The sequence below is a fragment of the Streptomyces rishiriensis genome, assembly GCF_003112535.1.
Lineage (GTDB): Bacteria > Actinomycetota > Actinomycetes > Streptomycetales > Streptomycetaceae > Streptomyces > Streptomyces rishiriensis.
The window spans coordinates 51811-66575 of sequence record NZ_BEWA01000004.1 but is presented as its reverse complement, the minus strand read 5'-3'; the positions used below and the strand labels follow the sequence as shown (position 1 = coordinate 66575).

Below are 14765 nucleotides of genomic sequence, written 5' to 3'. Positions count from 1 at the left end.
ACCGGCGGGTTCGTCCCGCAGTGAGGGTTTTTTGCCCGCATATGGAAGGAGACACCCCGATTGCCCCCGGGTTCGCAACCGGCCGCCCGGCCAGGAAGAATCGGGGTGCGTGCCGCCATGGCGGTGCGGTGGTGAGACGCTGCACGGGGCCGTGTACACAAGTGGGTGGCGCGGCTCGTACGGGGAGGTGGCAGGCAAGTGGTGGATCAGCTGACGCAGCACGATCCTCGGCGGATCGGGCCGTTCGAGGTGCTGGGACGGCTGGGTGCCGGCGGCATGGGGCTGGTCTATCTGGCACGTTCGGCCTCGGGCCGGCGCGTGGCGATCAAGACGGTCCGCACGGAGCTCGCCGAGGACCAGCTCTTCCGCGTGCGCTTCACGCGCGAGGTGGAGGCGGCCAGGGCGGTCTCCGGCTTCTACACGGCCGCGGTCGTCGACGCCGATCCGCGCGCCGCCGTGCCGTGGCTGGCCACCGCGTACGTTCCCGCGCCCTCCCTCGAAGAGATAGTGAACGACTGCGGGCCGATGCCGGCCCAGGCGGTGCGCTGGCTGGCGGCGGGCGTCGCGGAGGCCCTCCAGTCGATCCACGGCGCGGGGCTGGTCCACCGTGACCTGAAACCGTCCAACGTGCTCGTGGTCGAGGACGGCCCCCGGGTGATCGACTTCGGCATCGCCTCCGGCGTCTCGAACACCCGTTTGACGATGACGAACGTGGCCGTCGGCACGCCCGCCTACATGTCACCCGAGCAGGCGAAGGACTCGCGGAGCGTCACCGGCGCGAGCGACGTGTTCTCGCTCGGCTCGATGCTCGTCTTCGCCGCCACCGGCCACCCGCCCTTCCACGGCGCCAACCCGGTCGAGACGGTCTTCATGCTGCTGCGCGAGGGCCCGGACCTGGAAGGCCTCCCCGACGAGCTGCGCCCGCTCATCGAGTCCTGTATGCAGATGGACGCCACGGCCCGGCCCAACCCGGCCGACCTGCAGGCCCAGCTCGCCCCCCACCTCTTCGGCTCCGGCTCCGACGACAGCGGCACGGCCTCGGCGTGGCTGCCCGAGAAGGCGGTCGCCCTCATCGAGACCCGCCGTGGCGGCCGGCAGGCGAAGCCGGCCCCCGTGAGCCCCCGCAGCGGCGGTGGCGGCGGCGGTGGCGGTGGCGTGGGGCTGGGCCGCGGCAACGTGCCGCCTCCGCCGCGCCACGATCCGGTGGTGCTCGCCCGGCCGGTCCAGCCGCCCGTGGCCGTCGGCGCCCCCGACACCGGCCCCATCCGGCTGGCCGGCGCGGCCGTGCCGATCGGGCCCGGTCCGCGCGTCGCCGACGTGCGCGCCACGGCCGCCGTGAAGGCGCCGCTCGCCGAGCCCGGCCTGGTCGCCAACTGGTCCCGTCTGCACCCCGGCGTCAACGGCGCCGACACGGCGCTCCCGGCCGCCCAGGGCGCGCCCGCGGAGACCCCGGCGGGCTGGCGGCCCTGGCGTTTCCGCATGTCGAACGACGTGTGGGGGACGCCGTCGGTGGCCGGCGACCTGGTGTACGTGACCTCCTTCGAGGTGCACGCCCTGGACGTGGCGACCGGTCGCCGTCGTTTCAAGACCCGGGACGTGGCCTGGTCGATGGCGGTCGCGGACGGCCGCGTCCACGCCTCCGACGGGCCCACGCTGTTCGCCCTGGACGCCCGCGAGGGCGCCGATCTGTGGCGGCTGTCGACGGATGCCTGGGTGTACTCGCTCAAGGCCGAGCGGGGCACGGTCGTCACCGGCACGCGCGGCGGCGGCGTCCAGGGCTGGGAGGCCTCCAACGGGCACAAGCTCTGGGAGATCTCCGGCTGCCAGACCGACTTCGAGTCCCCGGAGGCCGGGCCGGTCCTGCACGAGGGCACGGTCTTCGTCTGGCAGGACGCCCGTCTGAGAGCCCTGGACGCCCGCACCGGCGAGGAGCGCTGGGCGTACCCCATCGGCGACACGGCCTCCTGCGGCGGCGTCCCGGTCCGTGTCACCCCCGCCCCCGACGGCTACGTCTACCTCTCGGCCGGCACCCGCGTCCTCGCCGTCGACATCGCGAGCGGCATGGTGCGCTGGCACTTCGAGGCGCCGGCCGTCTTCCTGTCCCCGCCGGCGTTCGTTCCCGGCCCGGCGGTCACCGGCGGCGGCGTCTACCTGGCCGACTACCTCGGCACGGTGTACGCCATCGACGCCGCCGACGGCCGCGACCGCTGGCGCATCGCCACCGAGGCCCGCTCCTCCGTCGACCCCGTGCTGGTGGCCGCCGGCCATGTCCACGTCGGCAGCGGCAAGGGGCTCTACACCCTGGACGCGGTCACCGGCACGCCCAAGTGGCGCTTCCAGGCCGGCGGCGACATCGTGGGCGCCCCGGCGGTCGCGGAGGGCCGTATCCACTTCGGCTCCACCGACCACCTGCTGTACACCCTGAAGGCCGACGACGGCCGGCTGCGCTGGAAGCTGGCCACCGGCGGGGAGATCACCGGTTCCCCGGTGGTCCGTGACGGCGTCGTGTACGCGTGCAGCAAGGACCGCTGTGTGTACGCGCTGGACGCGGAGAAGGGCACGGGCACCGCGCGGACGGCGTGAGCCGCCCACCGCGGCGCGCGTCACCGCGGCCGCCCCTTCGCGGCCGCCCCGCCGGGGACGGCCCGGCCCCCCGGCGGTGACATGACCGTGACAGGCATGTACTGAGCCGGCCCTGTGGACCGACGGGGGCGACGTCTCAGGTTCGCAGCCCGGAACCCCACGCACCGGCGAACCGACCGGACGTCTCTCACCGGACCGACGCCTCCGCCACGGGCACGTCCGCCCACACGGTCTTGCCCAGGGGCAGCCGGGGAGCCGTCCCCCATCGCACGGCCAGCGCGTCCACCAGGAGCAGTCCTCGACCGGACTCGCCCTCAGGAGACGGCGAGGGTGCGACGGCGGGCGGCCGGCTCGCGGAGGCGGCGTCGGCCACCTCGACGCGCACCAGGCCCGCGGCGGCGTCGAGGACGAGTCGGAGGCCGAAGCCGCGTCCGGGGACCCGGCCGTGCCGCACCGCGTTCGCCGTGAGTTCGCCGACGACGAGGGCGACCGCGCAGGACGCGTCCGACCCCGGCGGGTGGCCCCACTCCTCCATCCGCCGGACGGCGAACCGCCGGGCGAGCCGCGCGCCTCGCGGGGTGGGGGCGAACCGCTGCCCGAACGCGGGCAGTTCGCATGGCTCGTGCTCCGAAGCGGTCGTTCCTGTCAGCACGGCTCGTCCGTCCTTGTCTTCCGTGTCCTCTGCCGAACCCGGCCCGCCTCGCGGCGTGTACGAGTCGTCACGTTCCGTGCTCAAGAGTCGGCCGATCGCCCTACGCTCGACAGGTGACACAGCCTTACTTTTCACCCCGTAAGGAACGGAAGTGACGCTTTGGCCAACGGAATTGATCCCAGCGTGTCGATGGCGGCCCTCTTCGGCGCACGGGTACGCAGACTCCGTACGGCGGCGGGCCTGACCCAGGCCGAGCTCGGCGACCGGACGCACGTGGTGAGCACGCGGATCACCCAGATCGAGCGGGCGTCCGGAGCGAAGCCGACGCTGGAGCTGGCGCGTGCCCTGGACGCCGTCCTCGGCGCGGACGACCTGCTCGTGCAGCTGTGGCCGTACGTGTACCGGGAGGCGTTTCCGGACTGGTCACGGCGGTTCATGGAGTACTCGGCGCGGGCGGTGGCCATCAGGCAGTACGCGGCGCACGTGGTGCCGGGCCTGTTGCAGACGGAGGACTATGCGCGGGCGGTGCTCAGCCTGGACGCTCTGTTGGATGGCGAGGAGCAGTTGGAGGAGCGCGTCTCGGCCCGTATGGGACGGCAGGAACGGCTGAGCTCGCCCGGCAGGCCGGAGCTGTGGGTGATCCTGGACGAGGCAGTGCTGAGGCGTCCGATCGGCGGCGACGCCGTGATGCGGAAGCAGTTGGCGCGACTGCTCGACGCGGCGGCAGCACGTCACATCACCGTGCAGGTACTGCCGTTCGCCCAAGGCGGCCACGAGGCGATGGGCGGCTCGCTGACGATCCTGACCCTGCCGGACGGCTCGGAAGTGGCCTACACGGAGGGTGCGGACTACGGCCAACTCATCGAAGAAACAGCTGATGTCAGCCGCTACAAGGTGATTTACGATCGGCTGCGGGCGGCAGCCCTGCCCCCGATCATGTCATTGGACATGATCCGGTCCACGATGGAGGGCAACTACCGTGGCGCGAATCTCCCGTCCCGATCCGAACGGCGTCGCCTGGCGCAAGAGCAGCTACAGCAATCAAGCGGGGGGCGACTGCGTGGAGGTGGCCGACGGGTTCCGGGCCGTCGTCCCGGTCCGTGACAGCAAGGCCCCGCAGGGGCCGGCGCTGTGCTTCGGGGCGGCCCCCTGGACGGCCTTCATAGACGAGTTGAAGGCGCGACGCCCCCGTCCCTGAGGCGACCGACCCCGGTCGCCGACCGCGTTCCGGGCTCGCCGGACCCTTGCCCACAAGGGTCCGGCAACCCGCTGACCTCCTGAGAGAACGGGGAGAAGGGGGACGGGAAGCGTCACGATGATTCAGCGGATGCGGGGCTTCTGTGCCGGTCGGCCCGTGAACAGTTCCCGCTGTCTCTCGCTCGGCAGGTTGCCCAGGGCGATGAGGTGGGGCGCCTGGGCGAACGCCCACGCGCGGGCCGCGTCCTTCGCCGCCCACAGGGCCCGCACCGTGCCCTGGACGCCGGTCGGGGGATACCCGGCGACGACGGCGGCGCAGGCGACCGCCGCCCTCAACGCGCCGCCTGGCTCGGTGACCTCGGAGACCAGGCCGACCTCGTGGGCGCGCCGCGCGGAGACCCGTTCCGCCGTGCCCATGAGCATCATCCGCGCGACCTCCCCGTACGGCATGCGCTGCGCCAGGAGCACCGACTCGTACGCGCTGACCATCCCGTACGTGGTGTGCGGGTCGAAGAAGACGGCGTCGGCGCCCGCGACGACGAACTCGCACTCGCCGAGCAGATAGAAGGCGCCTCCGCAGGCCATGCCCTCCACGGCGGCGACGACCGGCTTCCACAGGTCGTTCGCCTTGGGGCCGACGGTGAGCAGCGGATCGTCCTGCATGTAGGGGGAGCCGGGCTGCGGCACGACGGCGTCCCGGTCGATCCCGGTGGAGAACGCCCGCCCTCCGGCGCCGGTCAGGACGACGGCCCGGACCCGGTCGTCGCAGCGCAACTCCCGCCAGACGTCCCGGAGTTCGCCCGCCGTCGCCAGGTCGATGGCGTTGAGCCTCTCCGGCCGGTCGAGGGCGACGACCGCGACGCCGGTGTCCTCGTCGACGTCGAGGAGCACGTTCACGGCCGCTCCGGAACCCACTGCGGCAGCCCCTCGCCGTCGAAGACGACCTGGACGCGGGCGCCGATCCGGATCCGGTCGGGGGGAAAGGAGTCCAGGGCGGCTCCCGGGCCGCTCACCAGGTTCCCCACCAGCCGTATCCGGGGCGTCTCGGCCAGCTCGACGACGATCACGTTGTAGGGGGCCTGTGCCGCGTACTCCGGCAGCAGGGGCGGGTGCGGGACGACGTAGGACCAGATCCGCCCGCGCCCGGAAACCGGCCGCCACTCGCTCGCGAAGGACCGGCAGTGCGGGCAGCAGGGGCGGGGCGGGAAGCGGGGCTCGCCGCAGTCGGCGCAGGCCTGGACGCGGAGCTCGCCCTGGGCGGCGTACCGCCAGAAGGGGGCGCCGTCGGGGTCGGTGACGGGGGTGAGCATCGTGGGGTCAACTCCTCGGGCTCTCAGTTCCTGAGCAGCAGGGCGGAGGTCGGGACGCCCTCGCCGGCGGTGACGAGGCAGGTGGCGGCGTCCGGGACCTGCGCGGTGCTGGTCCCGCGCAGCTGCTTGACGCCTTCGTTGATCAGGTTGAAGCCGTGCACATAGGCCTCGCTCAGTCCGCCCCCGCCGGTGTTGATCGGCAGCCGTCCGCCGGTCTCCAGGGCGCCGCCCTCGGTGAAGGCGCCCCCCTCGCCGCGGCCGCAGAAGCCGTACCCCTCCAGGGAGAGCGGCACGAGGGGGGTGAAGGCGTCGTAGATCTGGGCGACGTCGACGTCGGCGGGGGTGAGGTCGGCGTGCTTCCACAGGTGCCTGGCCGCGGTCCAGGCGGGGCCGGTGAGCGGGTCGTCGTTCCAGTAGTTGACCATGCCGTGGTGCTGGGCGGGCAGGCCCTGGGCGGCCGAGTGCACGTAGACGGGCCGCCGCCGGCAGTCCCCGGCCCGTTCCCTGCTGACGATCACGCAGGCCAACGCCCCGTCCGTCTCCAGGCAGTTGTCGTAGAGGCAGAGCGGCTCGCTGATCCAGCGGGCGGTCATGTACATCTCGCGGGTGAGCGGACGTTCGTACATGATCGCCGCCGGGTTCTGGTTGGCCCGGTTGCGGCAGGCGAGCGCGACGTTGAAGAGGTGGTCGCGGGTCGCGCCGTACTCGTGCAGGTAGCGGCGGGCCAGCATGGCTATCTCGTCGGCGGGCCGCAGCAGCCCGAAGGGCCGGGTCCACTGGGCCGGGGTGGGCAGCTGGACGGCCGTGTTCGTCCACGGGCGCGGTCCGCTGCCGCGCTTGCGCGAGCGCCAGGCCACGCCCACCGTCGCCTGTCCGGCGGCGATCGCGGCGGCGAGGTGCGCGACGGTGGCGCACGAACCGCCGCCGCCGAAGCCGACCTTGCTGAAGAAGGTGAGGTCGCCGAAGCCGACGGCCTTGGCCAGCTCGACCTCGTCCGTCTCCTCCATCGTGTAGGAGGCGAGCGCGTCGACCTCGGCCGGCGCGATTCCGGCGTCGTCGAGGGCGGCGAGGACGGCCCGGCAGGCGAGCGCCTTCTCGGACTCGGGGAGGTGCTTGGCGAACGGGGTCTGGCCGATGCCGACGATGGCGGTGGCGTCCTTGAGGGTCACGCTGCGCGCACCTCCGCAATGCGATATGGCGGCTGACAGTCCGTCAGGCTACCGCTAATCTGACGGGTAGTCAGCTACTGGCGGGGAGGCGCGTGATGCGCGGTGACGTGGAGTGGGGCAGCATCCCGGGCCTGGTGCGCGCGGCGGCCGAGCGGTACGCCGAGGCCGAGGCGGTGGTGGAGGGCCGCACCCGGATCTCGTACGCCGAACTCGGCGCCCGCGTGGAGCGCGCGGCGGCGGCCTGCCTGGCGAACGGGGTCGGTGCGGGCGACCGGGTCGGCATCTGGGCCCCGAACTGTCTGGAGTGGATGGTCGCGGCCCTCGGCGCGGTGTCGGCCGGCGCGGTGCTGGTGCCGGTCAACACGCGTTTCAAGGGCGCCGAGGCGGCCGACGTGCTGCGCAGGAGCGGCGCCAGACTGCTGTTCGTGACCGGCACGTTCCTCGGGGCCTCGTACGTGGCGTCGCTGCGGCGCGCGGCCGGGGAGGGGCCCGGGGCGGGGCCGCTGGCGGGTCTGCCCGCGCTGGAGCAGGTGGTCGTGCTGTCGGACGACGCCCCGGTCGACTTCCGCACCTGGAAGGACTTCCTGGCGAGCGGGGAGGGCGTGGGAGAGGGGCAGGTCCGCCGGCGCGCGAACGCGGTGCGCGGCGACCAGCCCTCGGACATCGTCTTCACCTCGGGCACGACGGGCCGCCCCAAGGGCGCGGTGATCACGCACGCCCAGACCCTGCGGGCGTACGGGATCTGGACCGACCTGGCGGGGCTGCGGCGCGGCGACCGCTATCTGATCGTGAACCCCTTCTTCCACACCTTCGGCTACAAGGCGGGCGTGATCGCCTGTCTGATGCGGGGCGCGACGATGATCCCGCAGCCGGTGTTCGACGTGGACGCGGTGCTGGCGCACGTGGCCTCGGAGCGGGTCTCGGTGCTGCCCGGCCCCCCGACGCTGCACCAGTCCCTCCTGGACCACCCCGCCCGCGACCAGTACGACCTCTCGGCGCTGCGGCTGGTGGTGACGGGCGCGGCGGTGGTCCCGCTGCGCCTGGTGGAACGGCTGCGGGGCGAACTCGGCGTGGCGACGGTGCTGACGGCGTACGGCCTGTCGGAGGCGAGCGGCATCGTCACGATGTGCCGCAGGGGCGACGAGCCGGACGTCGTCGCCGCCACCTCGGGCCGGGCGATCCCGGGCACCGAGGTGAAGGTCGTCGACGACCGCGGCGCCGAGCCGGCCCCGGGAGCACCGGGCGAGGTGCTCGTGCGGGGCTTCAACGTCATGCGCGGCTACTACGAGGACCCGGCGGCCACGGCGCAGGCGCTGACCCCGGACGGATGGCTGCGCACCGGGGACGTGGGCGTCCTGGACGCCGCGGGCAACCTCCGCATCACCGACCGGATCAAGGACATGTTCATCGTCGGCGGCTTCAACGCCTACCCGGCGGAGATAGAGCAACTCCTCGGGCTGCACCCGGACGTGGCCGACGTCGCCGTGATCGGCGTCCCCGATCCCCGGCTGGGCGAGGTGGGCAGGGCGTACGTGGTCCGGCGAGCGGGCGCGGTGTCGACGGCCGACGACCTGATCGCCTGGGCCCGCCGCGAGATGGCGAACTACAAGGTGCCCAGGTCGGTGGAGTTCGTCCGCGAACTGCCCCGCAACGCGAGCGGCAAGGTGCTGAAGGGGGAGCTGCGGGCGCCTTGAAGGGGTTCCCCCGTACGCCTCGGCCGCGGCGGCGCCCCCTCCGCGCCGCCGCGGCCGATCCCCGCCGAATGTGGCTCGTGTCAGGCCGTCTCGCCGGTCGCGTGGAAGTCGGCCGGCTTGTTCAGCGGCTCGGTCGTGGCGTGGAAGTCCTTGGCGGCGATCTCCTCGCCCGCCGCGTCCGCGGCCGGTCGGGTGTCGGCGATGACCGCCGGGGTCTCCGCCTTCTCGCTCGTCGCGTGGAAGTCGGCGGGCTTGACGGCGCCGGTGTTGTCGGCCATGAAGTGACTCCTAGGAAAGAAAAGAAGCGTGACGCAACGGATGGGAGCGGGACCGCCCGGCAGTACCCCCGTGGATTGCCGGGCGGCTCCCGCACGGCCGTTCACCTTAGGCGGCGTCCTGTGGCCTGATCCACGAGACCCCGCTCAGCGACGCGGCCGTCGCACCGAGCCGTCTGCCCCCCGACGCGACGGTCCGGCACGACAGACGGTGCCGCACGGCGATAAACGAATGATGAACGCCCCCCCGCGCGGCCCTCACCCGCGCCCCCCCCGCGCGGCCCTCACCCGACCGGCGCCGAGGCCAGCAGCGAGCGTACGTCCGCCGCCTCCGGCGACTTCAGCGCCTCGTACGCCGCCAGGGCCTCCTGCCAGCACACCCGCGCCCGGTCGAGCTGGCCGACGCCGTGCAGACCGCGGCCGAGGGCAGTCAGGACGTTGGCGCGCCGCCAGTCCCCGCCGATGCCGTGCAGGACGGCGAGGGCCTGCTCCGCGCAGGCGGCGGCGCGGGCCGGGGCGTGGTCGGCGAGATGGAGCTCGGCGAGCCGGAAGAGGGTCATGCCGTGCCACAGCTGCTGCCGGGCGTCCTGGAACATGCCGAGCGCGTCGGTCAGCGCCTCCAGCGCCAGAGCGATCTCCCCGGCGCTGGTCAGCGCCAGCCCCAGGGCGTACTTCCCGTTGGCCAGGCGCAGGGCCATGCCGGTTTCGTCGCGCCCGTAGATGGCGACGCCCTGCCGGGCCAGGGAGACGGCGCTGTCGATGCGGCCGGTCGCCAGATGGACCCGGGACAGGTTGCACAGCGCGCTGGCCTCGCCCGGTGAGTTCCGGTCGGCGCGGAACGCGGCCAGCGCCTCGGTGAGGTGCTGCTCCGCCTCGTCGTGCCGGCCGGTGTAGAGGGCGATGATGCCCTGCTGGTTGGGTGCCTGGGCGCAGACGACCGGATCCCCGGCGGCCAGGCCCAGCTTCAGCGCCGTACCCGCCTCCCGGTCCGACTCGGCGAACTGGCCCGACACGCCCAGGATGTGACTGTGCATCAGGCGCGCCCTGCCCTCGGCGTAGGCGTCCCCGGTCCGCTGTGCGGCCGTGACCACCGCGGTGGCCGCCAGCACGTACTGGCGTGAGCTGATCCCCGACTCCCCGAGGTCGACGGCCGCGAAGAGCAGGTCGGCCGCGCGCCGCAGCATGCCCGCGGTGCCGGCCTGCTGCACCGCCGCCAGCAGTCCGCTCGCCTCGGCGAACAGCCAGTCCAGCGCCTGGGCGCGGTCCGGGAACTCCAGGCCCGGGTAGCTGCCGCGGCTCAGGTGGTCCAGCACCCGCTCCCCGGGCCGCTCGATCGCGTAGACGCCCGTCGCGGTCGCCAGGTAGAAGTCCAGCAGCCGCGACATCGCCGCCTGCGTCCGCCGCTGCCCGCGAGGCGCGGGAGACGCCCCCACGTCGGACGCTCCCAGGTCGGACGCCCCCACGTCGGACGCCCCCACGTCGGCCGATTCCTCGTCGCGTTCCGCACAGGCCCGCGCGTACAACCGCACCAGGTCGTGGTATCGGTAGCGGCCGGGGGCCGCGGACTCCAGCAGGGAGGTGTCCACCAGGGACTCCAGCAGGTCCTCGGCGTCCTCCGGCGGCAGGTCCAGGACGGCGGCGGCCGCGGCGAGGGAGACGTCCGGGCCGTCCGCCAGGCCCAGCAGGCGGAACGCGCGGGCCTGGGCCGGCTCCAGCGCGCCGTAGCCGAGCTCGAAGGTGGCCTTCACGGCGAGGTCGCCGGCCTGCAGCTCGTCCAGTCTGCGCCGCTCGTCGGCGAGCTTCGCCGCCAGCACCGACACCGTCCAGGTGCGGCGGGCCGCGAGGCGGGACGCCGCGATGCGGATGGCCAGCGGCAGGAAGCCGCAGGCCGCCACCACGTCCAGGGCGGCCTTGCGCTCCGACGCCACCCGCTCCTCGCCGACGATGCGGGTGAACAGCGCCAGTGCCTCGTCCGGGGACATCACGTCCAGGTCGACCAGATGGGCGCCCGCCAGGTCGACCATCCGGACCCGGCTGGTGACCAGCGCCGCGCAGCCCTCCGTGCCCGGCAGCAGCGGCCGCACCTGTGCCGCGTCCCGCGCGTTGTCGAGCAGCACCAGGACCCGGCGCCCGTCCAGCACGGAGCGGTACAGCGCCGCGCGTTCGGCCAGCGAGTCCGGCACCGCCGAGTCGGCCGTGCCGAGCGCCCGCAGGAACGAGCCCAGCACGGTCTCCGGCTCGGCCGCCCGCGCCCCGGCCCCCTGGAGGTCGACGTACAACTGCCCGTCGGGGAAGGCGGAGCGCGCCTGGTGGGCGATGTGCACGGCGAGGGTCGTCTTGCCGACGCCCCCGATCCCGGCCAGCGCGGAGACGGCCATCACCCGGCCCGTCCCGTCGCCTCCGCCGGGTCCGGACGCCGCCGCCAGCACCTCGCTCAGCTCCCGCACGAACGCCGAACGCCCGGTGAAGTCGGGCACGGTCGCCGGGAGCTGGGCGGGCCGCACCTGCACCACCGCGGGCTGCTCGGCCGGCGCGGACGGCTCGGCCAGCTCCGGGTCGGCCTGCAGGATGCGGCGCTGCAGCTCGCGCAGTCCCGCGCGCGGGTCCACCCCCAGCTCCTCGGCCAGCAGCCGCCGGGTGTCCGCGTACACCGCGAGCGCCTCCGCCTGCCGCCCGCTGCGGTACAGCGCCAGCATCAGCAGCTCGCGCAGCCGCTCGCGCAGCGGATACGCGGCCGTCAGCGCCGTCAGCTCCGACACCGCCTCCGCGTGGCAGCCCTGCTCCAGGTCCATGTCCAGGCGCGCTTCGAGCAGCCCGAGCCGCCACTCCTCCAGCCGGACGCGCTGGGCCTCCGCGTAGGGCCCGGGGACGCCGGCGAGCGCCTCGCCGTCCCACAGACCCAGCGCCCGGTTCAGCACCTCCCGGGCCCGGCCCAGGTCACCGGCCGCCCTCGCCTTCTCCGCCTCGGCCGCGCGCTCCTGCGCCACCGTCAGGTCCAGGGCGCCCTCGCCCAGCCCGCGCACCGCGTACCCGCCCGACTCGCTCACCAGGACGCGCGGGTCCAGCGCCTTGCGCAGCCGGGAGGCGTACGTCCGCACCGCGGCCAGCGCCTGCGAGGGCGGGTCCTCGCCCCACAGCGCGTCGATCAGCTCGGCGGCCGTCGCGGTCCGGCCCTCGCGCAGCAACAGGGCGGCCAGCAGGGCGCGTTGCTGGGGGGATCCGGTGGCCAGCTGTTCCTCGCCGCGCCGGGCGCGCACCGGGCCGAGCACATCGAAGCGCAGCGCGGCCGGCTCCCCGGGAGAACCGGGGCGCCTCTGCTGCGGCACACGTGGGCCGCCGTGCTCTGCGCGGTCGTCCATCAGGGCTCCCCTTAGGCATCCGAAGTACCAGCCCAGTTTGCCCTGTCCGCGCCAAGACCGTCAGCTGCGCGAGACGCCGATCACAGCGCGGCGCACGGGAGTCCACAGACCTCTCACACGCTCTGTGCGCACAACCGCACACAGTCGATCACCGGCGGCCCCCGCAGGCTTGCTGACGGGTCGTCAGATCAGCGCTACCGTGCCTGCATGGACACCTCAGCGACCGCCTCGCCCGCCGCCTCGCCGCCCGCCGCACCGCTCCCGCTGATCATCTCCGTCGACGACCACACCGTGGAGCCGAGCACCGTCTGGCAGGACCGGCTGCCGAAGAAGTACCTCGACGCCGGCCCGCGCACCGTCCGCGCCCCGCTGAAGGAGATGACCTTCCTGGGCGGCCGCTTCAAACCCGTCATGGGCGAGCCCGGCGACGACGGGCCGGTCGGCGACTGGTGGCTCTACGAGGACCTGCAGCGCCCCCTCACCCGCCTGGACACCGCCGTCGGCTTCAGCCGGGACGAGATCAAGCTGGAGGTCATCACCTACGAACAGATGCGCCCGGGCTCCTACGACGTCCCCTCCCGGCTCGCCGACATGGACGTCAACCACGTCCAGTCCGCCCTCTGCTTCCCCACCTTCCCGCGCTTTTGCGGTCAGACGTTCACCGAGGCCGCCGACCGCGAGCTGGGCCTGCTGTGCGTGCGCGCCTACAACGACTGGACGGTGGAGGAGTGGTGCGGGCCCGCGGCCCGGGGCCGGCTCATCCCGCTCACCCTCGTCCCGCTCTGGGACGCCGAACTGGCGGCGGCCGAGGTGCGGCGCAACGCGGCCCGCGGGGTCCGGGCGGTCGCCTTCTCCGAGATACCCCCGCACCTGGGCCTGCCCTCCGTGCACACCGACTACTGGGACCCGTTCCTCGCCGCCTGCGACGAGACCGGCACGGTCGTCGCCATGCACATCGGCTCCAGCAGCCGCATGCCGTCCACCTCGGCGGACGCCCCGCCCGCCGTCGGCTCCACCATCACCTTCGCCAACTGCTGCTTCTCGATGGTCGACTGGCTGATGAGCGGCAAGTTCGAGCGCTTCCCGAACCTGAAGGTGATGTACGCGGAGGGCCAGATCGGCTGGATCCCCTACATCCTGGAGCGCGCCGACGTGGTGTGGGAGGAGAACCGGGGCTGGGGCGGCGTCGCGGACAAGGTCCACCGTCCGCCGTCCGAGCTGTTCGCCGGCCACGTCTACGGCTGCTTCTTCGACGACGCCTTCGGGCTGCGCAACCTCGACTCCGTGGGCGTCGGGAACGTCCTCTACGAGACCGACTACCCGCACTCCGACTCCACCTGGCCGAAGTCGCGGGAGGTCGGCGAGGCGCAGATGGGCCACCTGGCCCCGGACGTGGTCGAGCGGATCGTGCGGGGCAACGCCATCGAGCTGCTGGGACTGACCGAGGACGGCCTGTGGAGCCCCCGGTGAGCCTCGCGTACGGCATCCAGCTCCCGGTCCAGTCCCAGTCCACGATCTACGCCGAGCCCTGGGAGGCCGACGCGGGCCCCGCCGACCTGGTCGAGATCGCCCGCGCCGCCGACCGGTCCGGCTTCGCCTACGTCGCCGCCTGCGACCACGTGGCGATCCCGCGCCGGCTCGCCGACGCCATGGGCACCGTCTGGTACGACCCGGTGGCCACCCTCGCCCACCTGGCGGCCGTGACGACCCGTGTGCGCCTGCTCAGCCATGTCGCCGTGGTCGGCCTGCGCCATCCCCTCCTGACGGCCAAGCAGTACGCCACCCTCGACCATCTCAGCGGAGGCCGCCTCGTCCTCGGGGTCGGCGCGGGACACGTGCGCGAGGAGTTCGAGGCGCTGGGCGCGGACTTCGAGCGGCGCGGCGCGATCCTGGACGAGACGATCGACGCCCTGCGCGCCGCCCTCGGACCGCAGGAGTTCCCCTCCCACCACGGGAAGACGTACGACTTCGAGGGGCTCGGCCAGCGGCCCCGTCCCGCCCAGGCCCGCGTCCCCCTCTGGGTCGGCGGATCCTCCCCGGCCGCCGTGCGCCGGGCCGCGCTCCGGGGCGACGGCTGGCTGCCCCAGGGCGACCCGAGAGACAGGCTCCCCGCGCAGATCGAGCGGATCCGACGGCTGCGCGCCGAGGCCGGCGTCGAGGAGCCGTGCACGGTGGGGGCCATCACCGAGCCGCTGTACGTCGGCGCACCCGCCTGGGACGTGGGCCGGCGCACGCTCTCCGGCTCCCCGCAGGCCCTGGCCGGGTCCCTGCGCGCCTACCGGGAGATGGGCGTCGACCAGATCCAGGTCCGCTTCCGCTGCCGTGAACGGGCCGAACTCGTCGACCAGATCACCGCGTTCGGGGCCGAGGTGGCGCCGTTGCTCAGTTGACCGCATCGACTCGGGGCGTCGGTTCGACGTGCTGACGGCGCGTTCGGGTCCCTCGTCCGCCCGTCGGCCATCTGACGCATCGTCAGATTCAGCGCTACGATGCTGAGCTCCAGTGATGCGATGCGAAGGGGTTCGG

The 14765-nt window shown here is 73.7% G+C and carries 12 protein-coding genes; 6 read left to right on the top strand and 6 right to left on the bottom strand.

From position 1 onward, the window contains the following. Window positions 1-198 precede the first annotated feature (198 nt). Entirely contained in the window at window positions 199-2583 is a 2385-nt protein-coding gene (gene afsK, locus Sri02f_RS07255) for a protein serine/threonine kinase AfsK (protein ID WP_109000262.1), read from the top strand. A gap of 187 nt (window positions 2584-2770) precedes the next feature. On the opposite strand, the gene Sri02f_RS07250 is transcribed toward afsK, so the two are convergent. Continuing rightward, window positions 2771-3235, bottom strand: a complete 465-nt coding sequence (locus Sri02f_RS07250) for an ATP-binding protein (protein ID WP_109000261.1) — start codon at window positions 3233-3235, stop codon at window positions 2771-2773. A 189-nt stretch (window positions 3236-3424) separates the two neighbouring features. Between Sri02f_RS07250 and Sri02f_RS07245 the strand changes: the two genes are divergently transcribed. Then, window positions 3425-4339 carry a helix-turn-helix domain-containing protein gene (locus Sri02f_RS07245; RefSeq protein ID WP_109000468.1) on the top strand — a complete coding sequence of 305 codons (915 nt, stop codon included), beginning with the start codon at window positions 3425-3427 and terminating at the stop codon, window positions 4337-4339. Further along, entirely contained in the window at window positions 4296-4433 is a 138-nt protein-coding gene (locus Sri02f_RS42570; RefSeq protein WP_109000260.1) for a DUF397 domain-containing protein, read from the top strand. Before Sri02f_RS07245 ends, Sri02f_RS42570 begins: the two co-directional genes overlap by 44 nt. A gap of 122 nt (window positions 4434-4555) precedes the next feature. Here Sri02f_RS42570 and Sri02f_RS07235 read toward each other — a convergent pair whose 3' ends face one another. The 3 genes from Sri02f_RS07235 to Sri02f_RS07225 are packed head-to-tail and all read right to left on the bottom strand — an operon-like array spanning window position 4556 to window position 6911. Then, the gene (locus Sri02f_RS07235) at window positions 4556-5329 is read right to left on the bottom strand and encodes an enoyl-CoA hydratase/isomerase family protein (RefSeq protein ID WP_109000259.1); all 774 of its coding nucleotides are present in this window, start codon (window positions 5327-5329) and stop codon (window positions 4556-4558) included. Continuing rightward, window positions 5326-5742: a Zn-ribbon domain-containing OB-fold protein gene (locus Sri02f_RS07230; protein ID WP_109000258.1), complete on the bottom strand. Its 417-nt coding sequence runs from the start codon at window positions 5740-5742 to the stop codon at window positions 5326-5328. Before Sri02f_RS07230 ends, Sri02f_RS07235 begins: the two co-directional genes overlap by 4 nt. Window positions 5743-5765: 23 nt before the next feature. Next, window positions 5766-6911, bottom strand: a complete 1146-nt coding sequence (locus Sri02f_RS07225; protein ID WP_109000257.1) for a lipid-transfer protein — start codon at window positions 6909-6911, stop codon at window positions 5766-5768. Window positions 6912-7006: 95 nt separating this feature from the next. Here Sri02f_RS07225 and Sri02f_RS07220 point away from each other — a divergent pair, with 95 nt between their 5' ends. Further along, window positions 7007-8605, top strand: coding sequence for a FadD3 family acyl-CoA ligase (locus tag Sri02f_RS07220; RefSeq protein WP_109000256.1), 1599 nt, complete (start codon window positions 7007-7009; stop codon window positions 8603-8605). 80 nt (window positions 8606-8685) lie between these two features. Here the strand turns inward: Sri02f_RS07220 and Sri02f_RS07215 are convergent, their stop codons facing one another. Together Sri02f_RS07215 and Sri02f_RS07210 are read right to left on the bottom strand one after the other, a co-directional pair. Beyond that, window positions 8686-8883, bottom strand: coding sequence for a hypothetical protein (locus Sri02f_RS07215; protein WP_109000255.1), 198 nt, complete (start codon window positions 8881-8883; stop codon window positions 8686-8688). A gap of 281 nt (window positions 8884-9164) precedes the next feature. Beyond that, complete coding sequence (locus Sri02f_RS07210) at window positions 9165-12239, bottom strand: AfsR/SARP family transcriptional regulator (protein ID WP_109000254.1); 3075 nt, start codon at window positions 12237-12239, stop codon at window positions 9165-9167. Window positions 12240-12446: 207 nt separating this feature from the next. On the opposite strand from Sri02f_RS07210, the gene Sri02f_RS07205 reads away from it, so the two are divergent. Both Sri02f_RS07205 and Sri02f_RS07200 read left to right on the top strand, forming a co-directional pair. Next, on the top strand, window positions 12447-13709 hold the full coding sequence (locus Sri02f_RS07205) for an amidohydrolase family protein (protein ID WP_109000253.1): 1263 nt from the start codon (window positions 12447-12449) through the stop codon (window positions 13707-13709). Continuing rightward, window positions 13706-14629 carry an LLM class F420-dependent oxidoreductase gene (locus Sri02f_RS07200; RefSeq protein WP_109000467.1) on the top strand — a complete coding sequence of 308 codons (924 nt, stop codon included), beginning with the start codon at window positions 13706-13708 and terminating at the stop codon, window positions 14627-14629. Before Sri02f_RS07205 ends, Sri02f_RS07200 begins: the two co-directional genes overlap by 4 nt. Window positions 14630-14765 lie beyond the last annotated feature (136 nt).